Raw genomic sequence first — 19,304 nt, 5'->3', positions numbered from 1 at the left:
AGCATTTTAAGGGCACTCGCATTGAAAACGCTCCAATCACCGGGGGAAGGTCAACTTCGCTTGCGCTTCGCTCAGGATGACAATGTTATCAACGGCTTTTATATTGTCATTCTGAGCGTAAGTGAAGAATCTCCCCTGTACTTTCAAACTGGGACATTACCAAATATACTCATATATTTGAAATAACCTGCGGCGTGACGTTAAAATAAATAATCAGCCATTTTGAAAATATCAAACCGGTGACGAACGAACCGCTAGTGGACGGGTTCAACAGACGCATGGAATACCTGCGGGTTTCCATTACCGACAGGTGCAACCTAAAATGCGCCTACTGCGCGCCTTCGGTTACGTCTTCATCCCGCGCCTCCAGTTGCGACATGCTACAAGACGATGATTTCCTGCGGCTTATCAACGTGTTCGCCTGCCTGGGAATTCGAAAGGTGAGGTTAACCGGTGGCGAGCCGCTAGCCCGGCGCGGCGCCGTGGGTCTGATAGAGCGTATAGGCCGCATCCCCGGCGTTATGGAAATGGCCCTAACCACCAACGGTACCGGCTTAAAACCCGTGGCGGAAGAATTGGCGCGGGCGGGCGTGGCCAGGGTGAACATAAGTTTAGACACCCTGTCGAGGCATAAGTACCGCAAGATAACAGGCCGGGACGGGTTCAACCGCGCCTTGGAAGGGTTTCACGCGGCGCTATCCGCCGGGTTCTCCACCGTAAAGGTGAACACCGTGGTGATGGCCGGGGTGAATGACGACGAGGTGGAAGAATTCGCCCGGCTGTCCATCGGGATGAAAGCCCAGTTCAGGTTCATTGAGTTTATGCCCACCTCCGCCGGGTTGTGGAGCAAAGAAAAGTTTGTGCCAATGAGCGAGGTTAAGCGCCTGGTGGAAAAACTTGGCCCGCTGATTCCCGCCAGCAGGCGGCAATGGGGCGGCCCCGCCGAGGTGTACAGGCTGGCGAACGCGCAGGGCGAAGTGGGGTTCATCTCCGCCGTCAGCCGTCATTTCTGCGCCGATTGCAACCGGTTAAGGATTACCTCGTCCGGAAAGCTTATGACCTGCCTTTTCGGTGGGGAGGATCTGGATTTGCGGGAGATGATGCGGAGCGGTTCCACGGATGCCCAGATAGCCGAGGCCATCCGCCACGCGGTGATAAATAAAAACGCCGTCCGTTCCCTGCCGGAGGAGAACGAGACCAGGCTGGCCATGGCTTGCGTGGGTGGATAGGAATAACCAAGGAGACAAGGAATGACCGATACGCCGTCCTGGAGCGACGACGCTAAAAAAGTTTTGGAGAAAATCCCGTTCTTCGCCCGTCCCATCGCCAAGAAGATGATAGAGGAGTACGCGGTGGACAAGGGGCAGGCCCAAATAACCCCGGAGCTGATGCGGGAAGCCCGCGCCAAGTTTGGCATGTAGAATGGATTTGCGCCGCATAGTCACTTTTCTTCCCGCCGCCATCATGGCGTTTGCCACCGGAGCTCTTGGCGGCGGAGTATATAACATGAACCCGGCCATACCCGAGTTTAAAATAACAACATCATCCGAAGGGGCCGTAAATCCCGGTTCGATGGTGAAAGGCTCTATAACCCTTCATGTGCCTAAAGGGTGGCATGTTTACGCCCCCGACGGACACAAGTACAAACCATTCAAGGTGACCTATCTGGATGGCCAGCTGGCCGATGTGAAATTCACATTTCCAAAACCCGCCGTCGTGGAGATACTGGGCGAAAAGGTTCCGGTGTACGACGCCGACGTGGTGGTGGGATATGAAGGCCGCGTGAAAGAGGGTTCACCAACCGGTAAACCCGTTCTTCGCGCCACAGTGTCCTGGCAGGCCTGTTCCGACACCATTTGCCTGCCGCCGGAGCGGAGGGAATTAGAGATTGAATTGAAATGACCGGCAAACCGGAACTGGAGAATTAAAGAGAAACTAAAATCTTTTTCCAATCTCTTCATAAACGGATTTTCGGTGGATAATTCCGAACACTATGATTTGATTTCCTGCTACTTTGAACACTATCCGGTAGTCACCAACCCTCATTTTCCAATAGCCTTTTAAAGTTTTCCTTAAAGGTTCCCCGTATTTCTGAGGGGCGGTCAACAATCGTGTTTCAATGGCGTTTTTGACTCGGGTTTTCAGCCTCGCGTTCAACTGGGAGATGTCGTCCTTTACTTCATGATGGTAAAGAACTTGAAAAGACATTTGTGTTACCAGATGTCGTTGTGTTTGATGGCCTTTGCGCGTTTGAAGGTTTTTTCTCGAGTTTGGGCGATGGACGTTAACACCCTGTCTTCCTCGATCTCCATGGCCTCCTTCACCAGATCGCGCACTTTAAGGGACATGGAAACCCCATCCCTTTTAGCCAAGGATTCAATATCCTTATATACAGGCTTTTCAAAGACCACATTAATTCTTGGGTTTACCGGCGGCATAATCTTCCCTCCTGTTGATGTTAAGTGTAACACTTATGTATCATAGACTCCAGCTTGGCGCCGTTCAAACCAGCGCTATCTCCTCGCCCAAGGTGGGGATGGTGCATTTGAAGCCCAGGCCGCCCGATAACCTTTCCTTTAAACCTTTCGCCTGCTCTTTTTCGCCGTGCACCACCATGGTAAGGCGCGGGGCGGGGTTGAAGTTGCTTGCCCAGCCGTAAAGGCCGTCGCTGTCGGCATGGGCGCTCAGGGCGTTGAGGGTGTGTATCTTGGCGTTCACCGCTATCTCTTCCCGCATGATCTTCACCGTCTTGGCGCCGTTCACTATTTTGCGCCCTTTGGTGCCTTCCGCCTGGTAACCCACGAACACTATGTGACTGTTGGGATTCCAGAGGTTGTGCCGCAGGTGATGGAGTATGCGCCCCGCGTCGCACATCCCCGATGCGGAAATGATTATCTGCCCCTCGGTGGTCATGTTCAGCATCATGGACTCGTCCACCGATGACACAAACTTCAACCCCTCGAAATGGAGCGGCGACTTGTGGTTGTTGAACATGGAAAGCGATTTATCGCCGTAACATTCGTCCAGCGCCCGTTGATATATTTCCGTTGCGCTGGTGGCCATGGGGCTGTCCACGTATATCTTGCGGTAATTGGCCGGAACGCGCCCTTCCTCCATGAGCTCACGGATGTAGTAGATGATCTCCTGCGTGCGGCCCACCGCGAAGGCCGGGATGATGACGTTGGCGTTCGTCTGGGCCGCCTCGGCCAGTATCTGCGCCAACTCGTCCTTGGTGGCCCCCAGCGGCTTGTGGTTGCGCGAGCCGTAGGTGGACTCTATCACCAGGTAATCGGCGTTAGTTAGGGTCTCCGGGTCTTTTATGACGGGCTGATTGGGCCTGCCCAGGTCGCCGCTGAAAACCAGCTTTAAAGGTTGCGCGCCATTTCCGGGATTAACCTGCAACTCCACTATGGACGAGCCGAGTATATGCCCAGCGTCGTAAAAGGTGAAACTTATATGACGCGACAGTTCTATACGCTCGTGGTACCGCGCGCCTTTCAGCCGCGATATGGCCCGCTGGGCGTCCGGCACGGTGTATAAAGGCTCCACCCGTTTCTGCCCCCTGCGAAGGTTCTTGCGCGTCCGCCACCCGGCTTCCACCTCGTGGATGTGGGCCGAGTCCAGCAGGATAAGCTCCGCCAGGTCCACCGTGGCGGCGTGGGCGTGAATCACCCCTTTGTAGCCCCGTTTCACAAGCAGGGGTATCCTGCCGGAATGGTCCGCATGGGCATGGGAGAGGATCATGTGGTCTATCTCCCCTGGGGTAAAGCCGAACCCTTCATAGTTTTTCATGAAGGTGTCGTGGCCGCCCTGGAACAGGCCGCAATCTATAAGGGTTTTTTCCTTTCCAACGGTTACCAGGTAGCAGGAGCCGGTAACCTGTTCGGCGGCGCCGAAAAAACGGATCTTTATCATCGTCTCACCTCGAACATGAAACTCTTCAGATAAAAACTTTCCGGGAAATGGACCGATATGGGATGGTCCGCGCTCTGGCTGAAAGAGCCTATCGTGCCAAGCTTCGCCCCGGCCTGGGCCGCCGCCCGCCGCAGGATAAACGCGAAATCATCCCCGGAAAGATGTTGCGAGCAACTGGAGGTGGCCAAAATCCCGTCATCTTTCACAAGGCGGATGGCCGCCCTGTTAAGGAAATGATAGGCCTTCTTGCCGCTCTCTGTGTCCTTGGCGCTTTTGATTATGGAAGGCGGATCCACGATTACCATGTCGAACTCCGGCTCCCGCCGGGTGTTGAGCCACTGGAAAACGTCGGACCGTTCATTCGTGAAACTCTCCTCCGCCAATCCGTTCAACCGGGCGTTGCGGAGGGCCATATCGAGAGCCGGTTGAGACCCGTCCACGTTGTGGACGCTAGACGCCCCGCCTAGCATGGCGTAAACCGAAGCGGCGCCGGTGTATGAAAACAGGTTTAATACCCGCCGCCCGCTGGATGTACGCCGGATAGCGGCGCGCAGGTCTTTTTGATCCAGAAAAAACCCGGTTTTCTGCCCCTCCAGCGCGTCGGAAAGGAATTTAACGCCGTGCTCCACAAACTCCACGGGGGCGTCCACCGAGCCTTTAATAACGCCCGCGGCTTCTTCCAGCCCTTCGTCTTTGCGGGATGTTGAGTCGCTCCTCTCAACAATGGCCGAGGGGGCCAGCGCCTCGTCCAGCGCCTCTACGATTTCGGCCCGTTTTTTATCCAGCCCGGCGGTGGACAGGGTGAACACCACTGTTTCCGCGTAACGGTCCACGATAAGCCCGGGGATGCCATCGGCCTCGCCGAAAACCACCCGGTAGCCGGTTACATTGGTTCCCGGGCCATACCCCATCAACCGGCGCAGGCTTTCGGCCCGGCGGATTTTAGCCGCGAACCACTCTTTGTTAATACCGGCGCCGGAGAAATCAAAAATCCGCGCCATTATGGATCCTTTGGAACTGTATGAGCCTACGCCCACAACCTTCCCCTGGTGGTCCTGGATAGTTATGAAATCGCCGTGGGACAGTCCTTGCGGCCTCTCGGCCACAGCCCCGGAGAATATCCATGGATGGCCGAAAACGGCGCTGTTTTCCCGGCCTGACTTAAGCTTAATGATGGGAAGCATTGGTTATTTCTCAATCAAAATGGAATGACAAGTGTTTCATTATAGACCGTCCCGGGGAAATATGCCGAAACACTGTGGATAAATAAAGAGATGCCCATAAACCTGCTAATAAATTATTGAATTAAAACAGGTCAAAAATGGAAGTATAATTGCGTTTGTGTGTATTTTGCGGGCAATTCCCTTAAGCTTCGGGAAAGCGTGGGAAAAGCGCGCCAGACGTGAAGTGTGGTGGCATGGAAGACAGCGGCAAAACTGTGGACGAACTGGCGCGGGAAATAGAGCGGTTGCGACACCGCGTAAAAGAGCTGGAGGTTTTGGCCGGCGACAGCCAGAGCGCCGTTAAAGCCCTGTCCAACAGCGAACACAAATACAAGACCCTTGTCCAATCCATATCCGAATACCTGTACAGCGTGGAGTTCCAGGATGGAAAGCAGGTATCGGTTTATCACAGCCCCCAGTGCCAGTCTATTACAGGCTATTCCTCCGATGAATACTACGACGACCCGGAGTTGTGGTTCAAAATGGTGCATCCCGACGACAGGAACCTTGTAACCCGTTTTTTCCGCGACATAAAAGCCCACAAGACCAGAAAACCCATCTCCCACAGGATCACCCGTAAAGACGGGGTTGTCCGCTGGGTCTCAAACCATTGCGCGGTGACGCTGGGAGATAAGGGGGAAATCCTCAGGCAAGACGGTTTCCTGCTGGACATTACAGACCTGATGGAAGCAGAGGACGAGCGGGACAGGCTTTACGCCGCCATCGAGCAGTCCGCCGAAGTGATCATGATTACGGACCTCAACGGCGTTATCCAGTATGTTAACCCGGTGTTTGAACGGATTACAGGCTATTCCCGGCAGGAGGCGCTGGGGCAAACCCCTCGCCTGCTGAAAAGCGGCCAGCAACCGCCGGAGCTATATGACGAGCTTTGGAACGTCATAACATCCGGCAATGTATGGGAAGGCAATTTCATAAACAAAAGGAAAGACGGCTCGTTGTACCAGGAGACAGCCACAATTTCACCGATAAAGAACCAAAAGGGGGAAGTGGTGAATTTCGTGGCGGTCAAACGGGACGTCACCCGCGAAACCATGCTCGTCAAAGCCCGGGAATATTTCACCGCCGTCACCTCCCATGAGTTGAGGACACCGCTTATAAAACTGGATCTGGTCAGGATGCTACTGGCCTCGTTGGCCGAAAAACTCGCGGAAAAAGAAGCCTTGGAGAGGATAGCGACGGTGCTGGACAACGTGTATTCAGGCATAGACAGCGTGGTGTCCGCCACGTCGCTTATCACGGAGCTGTCCACGGTAAAATCCCGGGAGTCTTTCGTGAGGATCGCGATTTATCACGATATTTCCACCTGTCTCGACTCGCTCAAACACATGCTCACCAAGGAAAAGCGCAATCTTTCCGTTTCCATAGACCTTTCCGGCATCCCCAAAAACACCCAAATAATGGGTGAACAGCTCATGCTGGCCAGGGCAGTCCATGAAACCCTGTCCAACGCCGCCAAGTACACCCCGGACGGAAAGACCATCCATGTCCGCGGGATAGTGGAGGATGGCAGGCCAGTGCTGGAGATAGCGGACGAGGGTATAGGGATACCAAAAGAAATGCAGGAGCAGGTTTTCGAGCCTTACTTCTCGCTTGAAAACCCCATCTACTACAGCTCCAGCAAGCACAAGTTCAAGGGGGGCGGCATCGGGCTGGGGCTCACGGTGGCGCGGATGATCATGCAGTTCCACGACGGGGCGCTGAAAGTGAAAAGCGAGGGGGAAAACCAGGGCTCCACAGTAAGGCTTATCTTTCCGCCGCTGGTGGCGAAAAGCGGCCCGCTGGTTTAATCCAGATACCCCTCCAGCATCCCCTGGCGCTCCATAATGGCTAAGATCGTCCGGGCGCGGCGCTCCACATATCGCCCTTTTACCGGGCTCCATTTCCTGGGATTGGGCAGGACCACCGCCAGCCTGGCCGCCTCATCGGGCGACAGGGCGGCGGCGGACTTGCCGAAATACCGCCGGGCCGCCGTTTCGGCGCCGAACACCCCATCGCCCCATTCCACTACGTTAAGGTAGATTTCCAGTATCCGCTTCTTGGACAGTGTCTTTTCAATCCGGTATGTGAGAACCGCCTCTTTGAGTTTTCTCACCGGGTTTTTGGAAGGGGACAGATAAAGGTTCTTGGCCAGCTGTTGGGATATGGTTGATGCGCCGAACTTGGGTTTGCCCGCTTTAATGTCTTTCTCCAGCGCGTCGCGGATGGCCTCGAAATCGAACCCCTCGTGGCTCCAGAACCGGCCATCCTCGGCGATCACCACGGCCTTGCGCAGAAACGGGGATATGGCCGACAGGGGAACCCATCTCTGCCTTATCTTTATCTTCTTTTTCCCCTTCTCCCATTCCGCCTCGCGATATTCCATAAATGCGGTCTTTTCCGGGTTCTTTTTGGCCAGCGCCCCTATGTCGGGATACAAAAAGTAAAACCCGACATACGCGCCAGTGCCGGCCACGGCAAGGGCCACAAGCCAAAAAGAGAGTTTTATTATTTTCCTCATCAAGCAGATCCCGGTTTTTATAGAACGGGAATTATACTATGTCCCCGCCCCGTTGAAAGCGCTGATAGTGATCAATGGTTTAGGGCCGCCCCGGCTGATTAAAGCATGTTAAACTTTATAATAAAATTCCAATAGGCCAGGTTTTGCGGATATGAGAAAAAGGCTTCGCGGGTTCGCCGTTACTTCGGCTATCGCGCTGGTCATATCCATTGCCGTCTTCTTTATTTTCGAGCGGGAGATTTCCGCCAGGTCCGACGTGGAGCGCATCAACCGCTCGGTGGTGAAGATTTTCGTAATATCCCGCAAACCCAGCTACTACCAGCCATGGCAATACGATGGGCAGGAAAGCTCCTCCGGGTCGGGCGTGATAATCGAGGGGGGAAGGATTCTCACCAACGCCCATGTGGTCAGCGACTCGGTTTATATCGAGGTCAAGCGCCCGGGAGACCCCAGGAAGTATCCAGCGCAAATAACCGCCATCGGCCATCAGTGCGACCTGGCGGTGTTAAAGACCAAAGACCCGGCTTTCTTTAAAGGCGCCGATCCGCTGGTTTTCGCGGACATGCCCCGCGCCATGGACAAGATAACAGTACACGGCTACCCGGAGGGTGGTGAGGATGTGTCGGTCACGGAAGGGGTGGTTTCCCGCGTGGAGCAGGTCAATTACGCCCACAGCGGGTTCAACCTGTTAGGCGCCCAGGTGGACGCCGCCATCAACCCCGGCAACAGCGGCGGCCCGGCGGTAAGGGGGAACAAGATAGTGGGAGTGGCCATGCAGATGCTTTCCACCGCCCAGAATATAGGCTACATAATACCCACCCCAGTTATCTCCCATTTCCTTGAGGATATCGCGGACGGGAAATTCGACGGTTTCCCCGAAGACGGCATATTCATCCAGGCCATGGAGAATGAGACGCTCCGCAAATACTATGGCTTAAACGATGGAGAAAGCGGCGTGCTGGTCACCAAGGTCGCTTACGACAGTTCCGCGTATGGCGTCATTCAGCCGGAAGACGTGCTTGTGGCCATAGATGGCGTGCCGGTGGAAAACGACGGCTCCGTGGCGGTGGGGGAGAACTTTACGGTTTTCGGCAACTATCTTACCCAGCGCCGGTTCCTGGGGGAGAAGGTGGTTTACGACATCGTGCGCCAGAAGAAGAGATTGAAGGTGGATGCCACGCTCAAACCACCCGCCCAGCTTGTGCCATATGAGCAACTGACGCCCCAGCCCAGATATTTTATTTACGGCGGGCTTGTGTTCATGCCGCTTACCGTGAACTATCTAATGACCTGGGGCGCCACGTGGTGGAAAGATGCTCCGGTGGAGCTTATGCACGCCTATTACAGCGGCGAGATGACCAGGGACCGCCAGGAGATGGTGATCCTCCGCAACGTGCTGGCCCACGAAGTTAACGCCGGATATCACGACTTCTCCGACCGGATCGTTATGAAAGTGAACAATTCGCCGGTGGCGGGACTGGCCGATCTTGTAAAGAAGTTGTCCACGCAACAGGGCGAATATTCCATAATAGAAATGGACGATGGCAGTCGCATTGTGCTGGACATCAACGCGGTGGCCAAAACAAAAAGCGGGCTTCTCAAACAATACGCCATTCAAAGCGAGGCCAGCCGGGATATTGTGGAGCTTTCCGTAGCTGGAGGGCCTCGGGAGGTGGACCGTGACAGGAAATAAAATCCGCCCCGAAGCGCAAGACATGCTGATAGCCGTGGACATCCAGTATGACTTCATCCCCGGCGGCGCGCTGGCCGTGCCGGAGGGAGACGCCATAGTTCCCGCGGTAAACCGCCTGGCGGAGCTTTTCGGCCGCATGGTGGCCACGCAGGATTGGCATCCTAACGGGCACAACTCTTTCGCCTCCAGCCACCCCGGGAAAAACCAGTTCGATGTTATCCAGACCCATTACGGAAGCCAAACCCTGTGGCCGGACCATTGCGTTCAAGGCTCCAGGGGGGCGGATATTCACGAGGGGCTGAACTTATCCAGATGCGATCTTGTTATCCGCAAGGGATTCAGGAAAGAGATGGACAGTTACTCCGGTTTCTTTGAAAACGACAGGGAAACCCCCACCGGCCTTGGCGGCTACCTTCATGAACGGAGCTTTAAACGCCTGTTCCTCACGGGCCTGGCCACGGATTTCTGCGTAAAGTACACGGCGCTGGACGGGGTGAAGCTCGGTTTCGAGGTTTATGTGATAGAAGACGCGTGCAGGGGGATAGACCTGGCAGGTTCCCTGGCCGCCGCATGGATAGAAATGGACGACGCGGGGGTCAAAAGGATCCAATCCTCCAGCGTCATGTCCTGGTGAGGCCATGAGCGCACCTCCATCAGCGCTGTTTACGGACCTGTATCAACTCACCATGATGCAGGGTTATCTTCAGGCCGGGCTTGGGGATGAAGAGGCCTGTTTCGACCTGTTTTTCCGCACGAACCCATTCGGCGGCGGCTACACGGTGTTCGCCGGGCTGGAAGACGCGTTGGAATATCTTGCGTCCCTCCATTTCACCGATGAGGACATCGCCTATTTACATTCACTCAAAATATTCAGCGCCGGTTTTTTGGACTATCTTCGCCGGTTCCGGTTTAACGGAGAGGTTTATTCCCATACCGAAGGCTCCATAGTGTTTCCGCTGGAGCCGGTGTTGCGGGTGAAAGCGCCGCTTTTTGAGGCCCAGCTGGTGGAAACAGCATTGTTGAACATCGTGAATTTCCAGAGCCTCATCGCCACCAAGTCCGCAAGGATATGCCATGAGGCGGGGGAAGACCGTGTGGTGGAATTTGGCCTTAGGCGCGCCCAAGGGGTGGATGGGGGCATCACCGCCGCCAAGGCGGCCTACATCGGCGGATGCTCCGCCACCTCCAACGTACACGCTGGAAAGATATTCGGGATTCCCGTTAAGGGTACGCACGCCCATTCATGGGTCACAGCTTTTCCCGATGAGCTTTCGGCCTTCCGCAAGTTCGTGGAGATTTATCCGGTGAACCCCATTCTGCTGGTGGACACTTACGACACGCTGAAAAGCGGCATACCCAATGCCATCACCGTGGGGCAGGAGATGAAAGAGCGCGGCGGGAATCTATTCGGCGTGAGGCTGGATTCCGGCGATCTGGCTTTCCTTTCCGTGGAGACCCGCCGCATGCTGGATTCCGCCGGGCTTGCCGATGTGAAAATAGTATGCTCCAACGAGCTGGACGAACACATCATCCACGACCTTGGCATCCAGGGGGCCAGGATTGACCTGTACGGGGTAGGCACAAGGCTTGTTACCGCCCACGGAGAGCCAGCCACATCCGGAGTGTATAAACTGGCGGCCATCAGAAGGGCCGGGGAGGATTGGCGGATGAAACTTAAATTCTCCGAAGGTATGAAGAAAGCCAGCCTGCCCGGCGTAAAACAGGTTTACAGGATGTCCGGAGCGGATGGAGCCATGATGGCCGACCTGATTGAGCTGGAAAACGGCGAGCCGGATTTTTCCGCCGGGGTGTGGGGGTTCCATCCGGCCATGGAGTACCACAGGAAATTCTATTCCGGCGTGGCCGCCGCCCAGCCGTTGCTTACCCCCGCGATGGTGGATGGCGTGATAACCGCGAGCATTCCGCCGCTGGCGGAAACGCGGGACAGGGTGAAGAGGGAGCTGGACAAACTTCACCCCACGGTGAAACGGCTGTTAAACCCTCATATATACAAGGTAAGCTTGGGGCCCCGGCTCAACACCGCCACGAAGAAATTAAGGGAAGAATTGGCCAGGTAATGAATGTTACCTTCTCCCTTCGTGGGAGAAGGTCGGGATTAGGGGGAAACTAATTACTGCTAACGTGAGCCTTCCAGCTCCAGCATCTTTAATTTTGTTTTCACCCCGCCGGGGGCTGAAAAACCTCCGGGGGCTCCATCGCTCCGCACAACCCGGTGGCATGGGATAATAAGCGGCGCGGGATTCAAGGCCATAACTCCTCCCACCGCCCGGTCAGCGCCTTTACTGCCGCTTGCCGACGCCAGCTCCGCGTAGGTGACGGTTTGCCCCCATCGCGTTTTTCTTAGGGTGGTCAAAACCTTTTTGGCGAATGGCGAAAATCCCGTTAGCTCCACAGGGTCGTCAAATTCCACCCGTTCGCCCAGGAAATAACGCGCCATCCGTTCCGCCAGGTTTTCGTTTTCCGCCTGTTCGAATGCTCCGGCCCAGTTCTCCATTTGCGATTCGATCTCCCGCCGTGTCAGGCCGGGCAACCACACCCGGCCTATTTTATCCCCGGCGAATCCCGCGCCCAAAGGGCCCATTATGGTGGGGGCTATCAGCAATGAATAGTTCTTCGTCATTATCGGTCCATTATAACGCGCTGTTGGTAACGGTATGAAATTTGTTGGCCAATCCGAATCCGCTACCTGTCCCGGCTCCGTTAACGGGAAGTTAAAATACAGCGCCACCATGCTTGTTTTCCGTCCTGGGTGATTGATTTAAGGCTTACTAATAGGCGTTTGGGGAAACCACCCCTTGCGGGAGCGGCGTGCAACGAGCCGCCCCCGCAAGGAGGATGGTGTTAAGGGGCCGTGCTGACACCGTAGAACGCCGACACCGCCGCCTGGACATTGCCCGCCGTGTCCACTGCTACGAAGTAACCGTCATAAGCGGTGTTTGCCGTCAGGTTTGGCATGTAGCACTGGTTGGCGACATTGGCTGAAAGAGCTACTGTTCCGCCGGTTCCAACGATTGCGCCGCCAGCCCCCGCCATCACTTCCGCAACCGAAGGTGGAAGGCTTCCGGCGGGTACCACCGCGCAGTATCCCGTCCCGTTCTCATCAATCGTAGGGGCGCCCCACATCGCTGTTTGAGATACCGCCAGCGCGCTCCACACCGAAGTCGTTGGAGGAGTTGTGTCCGCCGCCACAGGGGTTCCATTCGCCTCGAGTGTAGCCGGGCTTTCGCCGTTAATCGAAAAGGTAGTTACCACGTAATAATAGGTTGTCCCGTTTGTCAGTCCCGTGTGGGTATAGGATGTGGCTCCATTGGCGTCTATCTGTGTTCCGGAGCCGGTGGTGACACCGGTAGATGTGCTCCAGTAGATGTAATAGGTCTGCGCGTTCGGATCGGGATTCCAGGCGATGGTGTTCTGCGTGTCGCCTGGGGTCACCGCCAGGCCCGTCGGCGCGGCCGTGGTTGTAAAAACACCGTCCACTGCAGTTGTGGTCTGGGCGTTGCCAGCGGAGTCCACCGCGGCGAAATAAACGTCATAGCTCGTGAAAGAGTCCAGCAACGACACTGTGCAGGAGCCCGCGGTATTGGCGGTGAGGGCAACAGAGCCTCCGGCGCCGAAGATTGACCCGCCGCTTCCCGCGATCACCTCCGAGGATGTTGGAGCGGGGCTTCCCATGGGAACGGCGGCGCAATAACCTGTACCATTCTCATTGATAGTGGCGCTGAATACGCCTGTGGAGTCTGTGGCGCTGGAATAAGCCCAGGAACTGGTGGTAGGCGGTGTTGTGTCCACGGATGACGAGCCGCCGCCGGAAGACGATCCGCCGGAGCTGGACTCTCCGGTGGAAGTTGATCCCCCTGAATGCGATCCCCCGGAAGAAGAGCCGCCGGAGCTGGAAGACGAGCTTGAAGAGGGCTCGGGCGTAGCCTCCGCCACGCCGCCTCCAGCAGGCGATTCGCCTTCCTCACCGTTCTCGTCCACGGCGAGCGCCAGATAATAATAATTGGTTCCGTTGCTCAATCCCGTGTGAGCGTAGCTTGTGCCTGAAACGCCGGATATCAGCGTTCCCACCCTTGCGACGGACTGGGCGTATGTTTCTTTTTTCAGTAGCGGTAGCCTGCGTTCCGGGCTGGCCGGATATTTCCCTGACATCAAATTGGTTCTGGAAGCCGTGACGCCGGATTGGGTGTCCCAATAGATGTTATAAGAGACCGCCCCGGCCACGGCGGTCCATGTAAGCGTGTTCTGGCCGTTGCCTGGAGTGGCGGTAAGGCCGGAAACGGCGCTTAATTTAGCGGATGCTGAAGATCCGCCTGATGAAGACGATGATCCGTCACCACATCCGGTCGCTATAAGGGCGGCTAGCCCCAGGCTGAAAAATATCCCCAATTTATGTTTGAACAATGTACCCATTCCATCCTCTCCTTGTAACAGTTCAGAAACCTGCCGGTTCAGGCTATGGCGCTGAATTGGCCGCATAACCGAAGGATACGCGTGGCCGGAGCGGCTGAAAATTCTACGAAGGTATAATTTGTTGGCGTTTTATATCCGACTAAAGTATCAATTCCCCGGTTTTACGCCGGATTCTTAGACAATTGTCCTAGGACATTACGTTCAGGATGGTGAATAATTGTCACGAAACTGGAGGGGATATCGTTTTCAGATGGCAAGCTCTCACGGGAAATTGGGATCATCGGTGTATGAAAGGGTGTGGCGGATGGCCATGGAGATGAACTCCGCCACCTCGGTCGGCGAAACGCTGGATATAGTTAGAAAAGACTGCGGGCAGATCGTGCCATTCGACGTGTTCATGTTTCTGCGAATGCCGGGATCCGGCGCTGGAATACCGGAAAATCCTAGCGGTCACAACGCCAGCTTTCTGGATAATTTCTGGCTGGATTACAGGGAAGGGGGGTTTTACGAAGATGATCCGGCTGTGGCGGTGTTCACTAAACCGGGGGTGAAGAACGTTCCCTTCCGCGCCAACAGCGCCCCCAAATTTTACGAAACCCCGATCTGCCGGGAACTGCTCAAAAAATACCATATCAATGTTTACATGGCCATGCGGATGGAGTTCGCGGCGGAAAAGAGAGTGCTTGGTCTTGGGCAACTTGCCGGGTCGCGCGCATACACCCAAAAGGACGAGGACATTCTTGCCCTTATCGGGCCACACTTGTCCAGAAGCATAGAATATTGTGAACTGCTGGAAAAATCACGCCCCGAATCCGCAACAACGCCTCTGGAACAGGGGCAGGCCGCCGTATGGAGATTCTCGCTGGACATGGAGATAACCGAAACAAACGCCCCGGCTGAAAGACTGATGACCAGGTGGAAGGAGGGCGGGATCTCCCACGAGGCGGGTGGCAGGTCCGTCTCGTTACCACGGGATGTAATTGGCCTTTTAATGACCGCGCGGAACATGTGGATGGCGGAACAAAGGAGTGGATCATCGCTATTGCATGCGCCCGCAAGCAGGATCACCGTGAACGCGGTGAGGGAGGTTTACGATTTCCAGGCGGCGGTTACACGGCCAATCAATGGCGCTTCCGGTGTGTCTATCACCCTTGTGGCCGAACGAGGCCAATGTGATCGGAATTTGGTCATAAACCGTGTTTGCAATCTTACTCTCCGGGAGAAAGAGGTGGTGATGATGGCCCGGGAGGGGCGCTCCAACCGGGACATATCGGAAATGCTCACGGTGTGCGAGCAGACCGTCAAACAGCACATGTCCTCCGCTCTCAGAAAAACCGGCGCCAGGAACAGAACGGAGCTTATCCACAAGCTGTACGGCCCGGAGCCGCATTGATCGAAGCGCAACCGGCGCAACGATAATCGCGAACTCTTGGCGCGATACAAAACACCCCTCCATAGGTTAAAATCAGGTCACCTGCAACATTTTGGGCGGTGACAATGACCGATTCGGCCAACAAGACCGTGGAGTTGCTTCGCAAAGTGGGGAGCCTGCTGGAGCTGGACACCCGCTATCCCGGCGAGCGGATTATAGACCGCATCGCCGCGTCCGATAAAATCATAAGGTTCAAGTCCATCATACGGATGGATGACGGAACGGTGGGGATTTTCCAATGTTTCCGCGTCCAGCATTCAGACACCCTGGGGCCATATAAAGGCGGCACACGGCTTCATCCGGCAGTGAACATGGACGAGGTGAAGATATTGGCCACCCTCATGACCTTGAAAACCGCCCTGGTGGATGTGCCATTCGGCGGGGGCAAAGGCGGCATAGTGGCCGACCCATCCAAAATGTCCCGTTCCGAGGTGGAGCGGCTCATCCGCAAATACGCGCTGAAACTTTTAAACGATATCGGCCCCAACACAGACATCCCCGCGCCGGACGTGAACACCGGCGAACGGGAAATGGCGTGGATATACGACGAGTATAGAAAATATAGAGAGCTTGCGCGAGGTGTGGTGACCGGTAAACCGCTGGAGCTGGGCGGCTCGGCGGGGCGAAACGAAGCCACGGGGGAGGCGGTTGCTTACATCGCCACCAGAGCGGCTCAGGACGCCGGGCTAAACAAAAGTTTCACCGTAGCCATTGAAGGTTTCGGGAAAGTGGGCATCCATTGCGCCCGGTGGTTGTGGGAGCGTGGCGTGAAAGTTGTGGCCGTCAGCGACAGCTCCGCCATGGTGGAAGATCCGGCGGGGATAAACGTGCCGGAGCTTATCGCCCACAAAGCGAAGAACGGAACCGTGGCGGGATTTCTACCGGCCCGCCCGCGGGAAGAGATAATTGCAACCAGGGCCGGCGTGTTCATCCCCTGCGCCCTGGAAGACTCCATACGGGTAGATAACGCAGGATCGGTAACGGCCAAAATAATTGTGGAAGGGGCCAACGCCCCCGTGGCGCTGGACGCGGAGCCTTTACTGCGCGAGCGGGGCATAACCGTGGTTCCGGACATAATGGCCAACGCTGGCGGGGTGATTGTCTCCTATTTCGAGTGGGTGCAGAACCGCGAAGGGTTTTATTGGGACGAGGCGCTGGTGAAACAGAGGTTGATGGACAAGATGGGCGCCGTGTACGGCAAGGTCACCAAATACGCCGCCGAAAAGAAGCTGAACTTGCGCGAAGCCGCATATTGCCTGGCGGTGGAGAAAATCGCCCGCGCCGTCCACGTGCGGGGGATTCAGTAGGGGCTGGTCTGAAACCAGCCCTTTATATGCTTCCTTTTATTCACCCGGCCACTCACGCTTCCCCGTGGTCGCTGACCACGGTTTCTAGTACCGCCGCCATGCCACCGGGACGGTGCGCTACATTCAGGACCGGGGTCGGGCGGCCCCGGCGAAGCAATGTAAATGTGCCCCCTTACCGACCTGCCGCAAAACTTCGCGCCGCGCTGTCTGTGGCGGGCGCATGAGTTTCCCGAACGGCGCGCAGGAGAGCCGTTGTTGCGGGAGAGGATTGCGCGAAGCGCCGGATGAGGGGATGTTTATTTAAATGCCTCCCCGTGGTCGCTGACCACGATATATTACTGCTTGGCTCTGTCCAACCTCTTCAAAAAATCCTCGGCGTTCTCGAAACCGGCCAGCCTAAGGTCGCCCAGTTCCGTTCCGTTTTTATCCAGGAAGATTATGGTGGGCACGCCTATCACGCGGAACCGTTTCTTCAGCGACTCGTTCTCCGCGTCGTCACCTTTGGTAATGTCGGCTTTCATGAAAACCACATCGGTGGAATAAGCCGCCACCCTCGGGTCTGGGAAGGTGTAATGCTCCAGCTCTTTACAGGGCACGCACCACTCGGCTGAGAAATCTATCATCACCGGTTTGCCCTGGGCCTTTGCCCCGTCTATGGCCGCAATGCTGGCCTTTTCCCACTTCACCGCAACAGCCGGGGCGGTGGATGGATATAAAAGGTACGCCCCCGCCGCCACAAAGGCCAGCGACACCGCCCATCTGATGGAGCGGAACGCCTTGCCCGCCCCTTTTATTTTCGGAATGAAAACCAGCGCCGCGCCGGAGATTATCAACAGGCCGCTCAAGATATATCCGAAAAGTCTATCCGGCAGGAGCGGTTGCAGGAAATAAACCGCCATCACCAGCATTATGAAACCGAACACGTGTTTCACCCACACCATCCACATGCCAGAACGGGGCAGGGAAGAGACGGCCCCGGAGAACAGCGCCAGTATCACGAATGGAATCCCCAATCCAACCGCCAGGGTGAAGAACATGGTGAATCCCAGGAACAGGTCCCCCTTCTCGCCGACGAACGTCAACAGCCCCAGCACGAAGGGCCCTATGCAAGGCGCGGCGATTATCCCCACCGTGGCTCCCATCATGAAGGTGCCGAAAAAGCCCTGACGGTTCTTTCCGCCGATCTGGGTGAGGAACGCCGGTGGCCGGATTTCATAGAACCCGAACATGGCAAGGCTCAACACCGCCATGGCCCCGGCTATTACCGCAATCACCGCCCAGTGCTGGAGAAGGCCGCCGAACAGGCTACCCGTCATGGCCGCGAAAAGGCCCAGCATGGAATATGTCATCGCCATTCCTAAAAGATACAGGACGGAATGGACAAACAAACGCCTGCGTTTCTGTTCACTCTCGCCGCCGAAGTATGACACGGTGATGGGAATAAGCGGATACACGCACGGGGTAAGGTTCAGCGCCAGCCCGCCCAGGAAGATGAATAGATAAGTCAGCGGCAGGCCGTGTTCGGTAAGATATGTCTTTATATCTCCCCCGGCAATATATTCACCGTCTTTAGCCTTGAAAAGCTCCTCGTTCATGGAGAAGACGTCATGGTTTATCTCCACCGCCGGGGCGTCGGGGGCCACCACTATCACACGCAGGTCAAGGGTGATGTTGGCTGGCATGATGCATGCCTTCTCATCGCACGCCTGGAGCGTAAGCGTCACCGGCAAACGGTGTTCGCCCGGTTTTGTGGATGTGTCAATGGCGATGTTAACGCCAATGTAGGTGGTTCCCTCGTAAGTGGATAGCGGTTCCTGGGAGAAAGCGAATTTTGTAAGCTTGCCTTCGGGGTAAAACACCCGCCCGGGGCTGATCCCCTCGTTTCCCGCAACGGTAAGTTTGGTGGGGATAAGGTTTGGCATGGAAGGGGTGTGGGACTGGCTGTGCCACCCCTCCCGGAATTTCAGGCTGAACAGCATTTTGTAAGACGCGCCCGCGGGGTACCGTTCCATCCTGTGGACAGGGGCGAAGATAACCACGTCCGAACTTTTCATAAGCTGGGCGCTGGCCGGGGCGGCAGTCAAAAACAATAAGGCGATAAAAAAGAGGCGTTTCATCCGGTTCCTGTTGAGTTGGCGTTGAGTTTTAAATTATACCAGCCTCCAATGTTGATTGACAAAGCCCGGCCCTGAATGTATTTATGTTTAAACCTCAATCAACCGGAGTGTACCCTTAAAATGCCCAGTGATTTAAAGCAATCCATCCGGGAAGTGCCGGATTTTCCTAAAAAAGGGATTCTTTTTTACGATATCACCACGCTTTTTTCCGACGCCCGCGCGTTCCGCCGCTCGGTGGACATGCTGGTGCATCGCTACGTTAATTGGCGGCCGGACATTTTCGTAGGCATAGAGTCCCGCGGGTTCATCATCGCCTCGGCCCTGGCTTACGCTTTGGGAACCGGCGTGGTGCTCATAAGGAAACCGGGTAAACTTCCCTGGAAAACATACAAGATGGCCTACGAGCTGGAATATGGGAAGAACGAGATAGAGATCCATCAGGACGCGATCACCCCCGGCCAGAAAGTGGTTATAGTGGACGACCTCCTGGCCACCGGCGGCACCATTAACGCCGCGGCGGAGCTGGTGAAAAAGGTCGGGGGGGATATCCAGGAATTGGCGTTTTTCGTGGAACTGACGTTTCTTAAAGGCCGGGACAAGATACCCGGTTACAACGTGCACTCGCTGATAAAGTACGACGGCTAGGGTAGGGTGGGAATTTTAAAAGG

Annotated in this window: 18 protein-coding genes; 10 read left to right on the top strand and 8 right to left on the bottom strand. The window is 55.8% G+C overall.

Annotation, left to right across the window (positions count from 1 at the left end; translation table 11 throughout):
* Positions 1-239 precede the first annotated feature (239 nt).
* The 3 genes from moaA to HY751_03275 are packed head-to-tail and all read left to right on the top strand — an operon-like array spanning position 240 to position 1,902.
* Positions 240-1,229 (top strand): GTP 3',8-cyclase MoaA, encoded by a 990-nt coding sequence (gene moaA / locus HY751_03285; GenBank protein MBI4665418.1) that lies wholly within the window; start codon positions 240-242, stop codon positions 1,227-1,229.
* Positions 1,230-1,250: 21 nt separating this feature from the next.
* On the top strand, positions 1,251-1,421 hold the full coding sequence (locus HY751_03280; protein MBI4665417.1) for a PCP reductase family protein: 171 nt from the start codon (positions 1,251-1,253) through the stop codon (positions 1,419-1,421).
* Position 1,422: 1 nt separating this feature from the next.
* Complete coding sequence (locus HY751_03275) at positions 1,423-1,902, top strand: hypothetical protein (protein MBI4665416.1); 480 nt, start codon at positions 1,423-1,425, stop codon at positions 1,900-1,902.
* 33 nt (positions 1,903-1,935) lie between these two features.
* Here HY751_03275 and HY751_03270 read toward each other — a convergent pair whose 3' ends face one another.
* From HY751_03270 to HY751_03255, 4 genes are all read right to left on the bottom strand, one after another.
* Entirely contained in the window at positions 1,936-2,208 is a 273-nt protein-coding gene (locus HY751_03270) for a type II toxin-antitoxin system RelE/ParE family toxin (protein ID MBI4665415.1), read from the bottom strand.
* Positions 2,209-2,213: 5 nt separating this feature from the next.
* Positions 2,214-2,438 (bottom strand): antitoxin, RHH family protein, encoded by a 225-nt coding sequence (locus HY751_03265; protein MBI4665414.1) that lies wholly within the window; start codon positions 2,436-2,438, stop codon positions 2,214-2,216.
* Positions 2,439-2,502: 64 nt separating this feature from the next.
* The gene (locus tag HY751_03260) at positions 2,503-3,915 is read right to left on the bottom strand and encodes an MBL fold metallo-hydrolase (protein MBI4665413.1); all 1,413 of its coding nucleotides are present in this window, start codon (positions 3,913-3,915) and stop codon (positions 2,503-2,505) included.
* On the bottom strand, positions 3,912-5,099 hold the full coding sequence (locus tag HY751_03255) for a class I SAM-dependent rRNA methyltransferase (GenBank protein ID MBI4665412.1): 1,188 nt from the start codon (positions 5,097-5,099) through the stop codon (positions 3,912-3,914). Before HY751_03255 ends, HY751_03260 begins: the two co-directional genes overlap by 4 nt.
* Positions 5,100-5,332: 233 nt before the next feature.
* Here HY751_03255 and HY751_03250 point away from each other — a divergent pair, with 233 nt between their 5' ends.
* Positions 5,333-6,946, top strand: coding sequence for a PAS domain S-box protein (locus HY751_03250; protein ID MBI4665411.1), 1,614 nt, complete (start codon positions 5,333-5,335; stop codon positions 6,944-6,946).
* Here HY751_03250 and mtgA read toward each other — a convergent pair.
* The gene (mtgA, locus tag HY751_03245; GenBank protein MBI4665410.1) at positions 6,943-7,656 is read right to left on the bottom strand and encodes a monofunctional biosynthetic peptidoglycan transglycosylase; all 714 of its coding nucleotides are present in this window, start codon (positions 7,654-7,656) and stop codon (positions 6,943-6,945) included. The genes HY751_03250 and mtgA overlap by 4 nt on opposite strands.
* Positions 7,657-7,807: 151 nt before the next feature.
* Here mtgA and HY751_03240 point away from each other — a divergent pair, with 151 nt between their 5' ends.
* From HY751_03240 to HY751_03230, 3 genes are read left to right on the top strand one after another with little or no spacing between them, the layout of a single operon-like run.
* Positions 7,808-9,349: a trypsin-like peptidase domain-containing protein gene (locus HY751_03240; GenBank protein MBI4665409.1), complete on the top strand. Its 1,542-nt coding sequence runs from the start codon at positions 7,808-7,810 to the stop codon at positions 9,347-9,349.
* A gap of 22 nt (positions 9,350-9,371) precedes the next feature.
* The gene (pncA, locus tag HY751_03235) at positions 9,372-9,983 is read left to right on the top strand and encodes a bifunctional nicotinamidase/pyrazinamidase (GenBank protein MBI4665408.1); all 612 of its coding nucleotides are present in this window, start codon (positions 9,372-9,374) and stop codon (positions 9,981-9,983) included.
* A gap of 4 nt (positions 9,984-9,987) precedes the next feature.
* Positions 9,988-11,427 carry a nicotinate phosphoribosyltransferase gene (locus HY751_03230; protein MBI4665407.1) on the top strand — a complete coding sequence of 480 codons (1,440 nt, stop codon included), beginning with the start codon at positions 9,988-9,990 and terminating at the stop codon, positions 11,425-11,427.
* Positions 11,428-11,486: 59 nt separating this feature from the next.
* On the opposite strand, the gene HY751_03225 is transcribed toward HY751_03230, so the two are convergent.
* Together HY751_03225 and HY751_03220 are read right to left on the bottom strand one after the other, a co-directional pair.
* Entirely contained in the window at positions 11,487-11,990 is a 504-nt protein-coding gene (locus HY751_03225; protein ID MBI4665406.1) for a methylated-DNA--[protein]-cysteine S-methyltransferase, read from the bottom strand.
* Between the two features lie 221 nt (positions 11,991-12,211).
* Positions 12,212-13,780: a hypothetical protein gene (locus tag HY751_03220; protein ID MBI4665405.1), complete on the bottom strand. Its 1,569-nt coding sequence runs from the start codon at positions 13,778-13,780 to the stop codon at positions 12,212-12,214.
* Between the two features lie 250 nt (positions 13,781-14,030).
* Here HY751_03220 and HY751_03215 point away from each other — a divergent pair, with 250 nt between their 5' ends.
* Positions 14,031-15,173, top strand: coding sequence for a helix-turn-helix transcriptional regulator (locus HY751_03215; GenBank protein MBI4665404.1), 1,143 nt, complete (start codon positions 14,031-14,033; stop codon positions 15,171-15,173).
* Positions 15,174-15,277: 104 nt separating this feature from the next.
* Positions 15,278-16,519, top strand: coding sequence for a Glu/Leu/Phe/Val dehydrogenase (locus HY751_03210; GenBank protein ID MBI4665403.1), 1,242 nt, complete (start codon positions 15,278-15,280; stop codon positions 16,517-16,519).
* A gap of 335 nt (positions 16,520-16,854) precedes the next feature.
* Here HY751_03210 and HY751_03205 read toward each other — a convergent pair whose 3' ends face one another.
* Positions 16,855-18,573, bottom strand: a complete 1,719-nt coding sequence (locus HY751_03205) for a thioredoxin family protein (protein ID MBI4665402.1) — start codon at positions 18,571-18,573, stop codon at positions 16,855-16,857.
* Between the two features lie 183 nt (positions 18,574-18,756).
* Between HY751_03205 and HY751_03200 the strand changes: the two genes are divergently transcribed.
* A complete protein-coding gene (locus HY751_03200) occupies positions 18,757-19,281 on the top strand; it encodes an adenine phosphoribosyltransferase (protein ID MBI4665401.1) in 525 nt (174 codons plus the stop codon).
* The last annotated feature ends 23 nt before the right edge of the window (positions 19,282-19,304 follow it).

Source organism: Nitrospinota bacterium (assembly GCA_016208975.1).
Lineage (GTDB): Bacteria > Nitrospinota_A > UBA7883 > UBA7883 > JACRLM01 > JACQXA01.
The sequence above is the reverse complement of the archived record's forward strand: the minus strand, read 5'-3'. Positions and strand labels throughout refer to the sequence as shown.

Bases quoted from the DNA above. Each gene is read 5' to 3' on its own strand.
- HY751_03225 (MBI4665406.1), bottom strand. From the start codon at position 11,990: ATGACGAAGAACTATTCATTGCTGATAGCCCCCACCATAATGGGCCCT.
- HY751_03265 (MBI4665414.1), bottom strand. From the start codon at position 2,438: ATGCCGCCGGTAAACCCAAGAATTAATGTGGTCTTTGAAAAGCCTGTA.
- HY751_03200 (MBI4665401.1), top strand. From the start codon at position 18,757: ATGCCCAGTGATTTAAAGCAATCCATCCGGGAAGTGCCGGATTTTCCT.
- HY751_03210 (MBI4665403.1), top strand. From the start codon at position 15,278: ATGACCGATTCGGCCAACAAGACCGTGGAGTTGCTTCGCAAAGTGGGG.
- HY751_03275 (MBI4665416.1), top strand. From the start codon at position 1,423: ATGGATTTGCGCCGCATAGTCACTTTTCTTCCCGCCGCCATCATGGCG.
- HY751_03240 (MBI4665409.1), top strand. From the start codon at position 7,808: ATGAGAAAAAGGCTTCGCGGGTTCGCCGTTACTTCGGCTATCGCGCTG.
- HY751_03230 (MBI4665407.1), top strand. From the start codon at position 9,988: ATGAGCGCACCTCCATCAGCGCTGTTTACGGACCTGTATCAACTCACC.
- HY751_03280 (MBI4665417.1), top strand. From the start codon at position 1,251: ATGACCGATACGCCGTCCTGGAGCGACGACGCTAAAAAAGTTTTGGAG.
- HY751_03250 (MBI4665411.1), top strand. From the start codon at position 5,333: ATGGAAGACAGCGGCAAAACTGTGGACGAACTGGCGCGGGAAATAGAG.
- HY751_03205 (MBI4665402.1), bottom strand. From the start codon at position 18,573: ATGAAAAGTTCGGACGTGGTTATCTTCGCCCCTGTCCACAGGATGGAA.
- HY751_03215 (MBI4665404.1), top strand. From the start codon at position 14,031: ATGGCAAGCTCTCACGGGAAATTGGGATCATCGGTGTATGAAAGGGTG.
- HY751_03220 (MBI4665405.1), bottom strand. From the start codon at position 13,780: ATGGGTACATTGTTCAAACATAAATTGGGGATATTTTTCAGCCTGGGG.
- HY751_03270 (MBI4665415.1), bottom strand. From the start codon at position 2,208: ATGTCTTTTCAAGTTCTTTACCATCATGAAGTAAAGGACGACATCTCC.
- pncA (MBI4665408.1), top strand. From the start codon at position 9,372: ATGCTGATAGCCGTGGACATCCAGTATGACTTCATCCCCGGCGGCGCG.
- mtgA (MBI4665410.1), bottom strand. From the start codon at position 7,656: ATGAGGAAAATAATAAAACTCTCTTTTTGGCTTGTGGCCCTTGCCGTG.
- HY751_03255 (MBI4665412.1), bottom strand. From the start codon at position 5,099: ATGCTTCCCATCATTAAGCTTAAGTCAGGCCGGGAAAACAGCGCCGTT.
- HY751_03260 (MBI4665413.1), bottom strand. From the start codon at position 3,915: ATGATAAAGATCCGTTTTTTCGGCGCCGCCGAACAGGTTACCGGCTCC.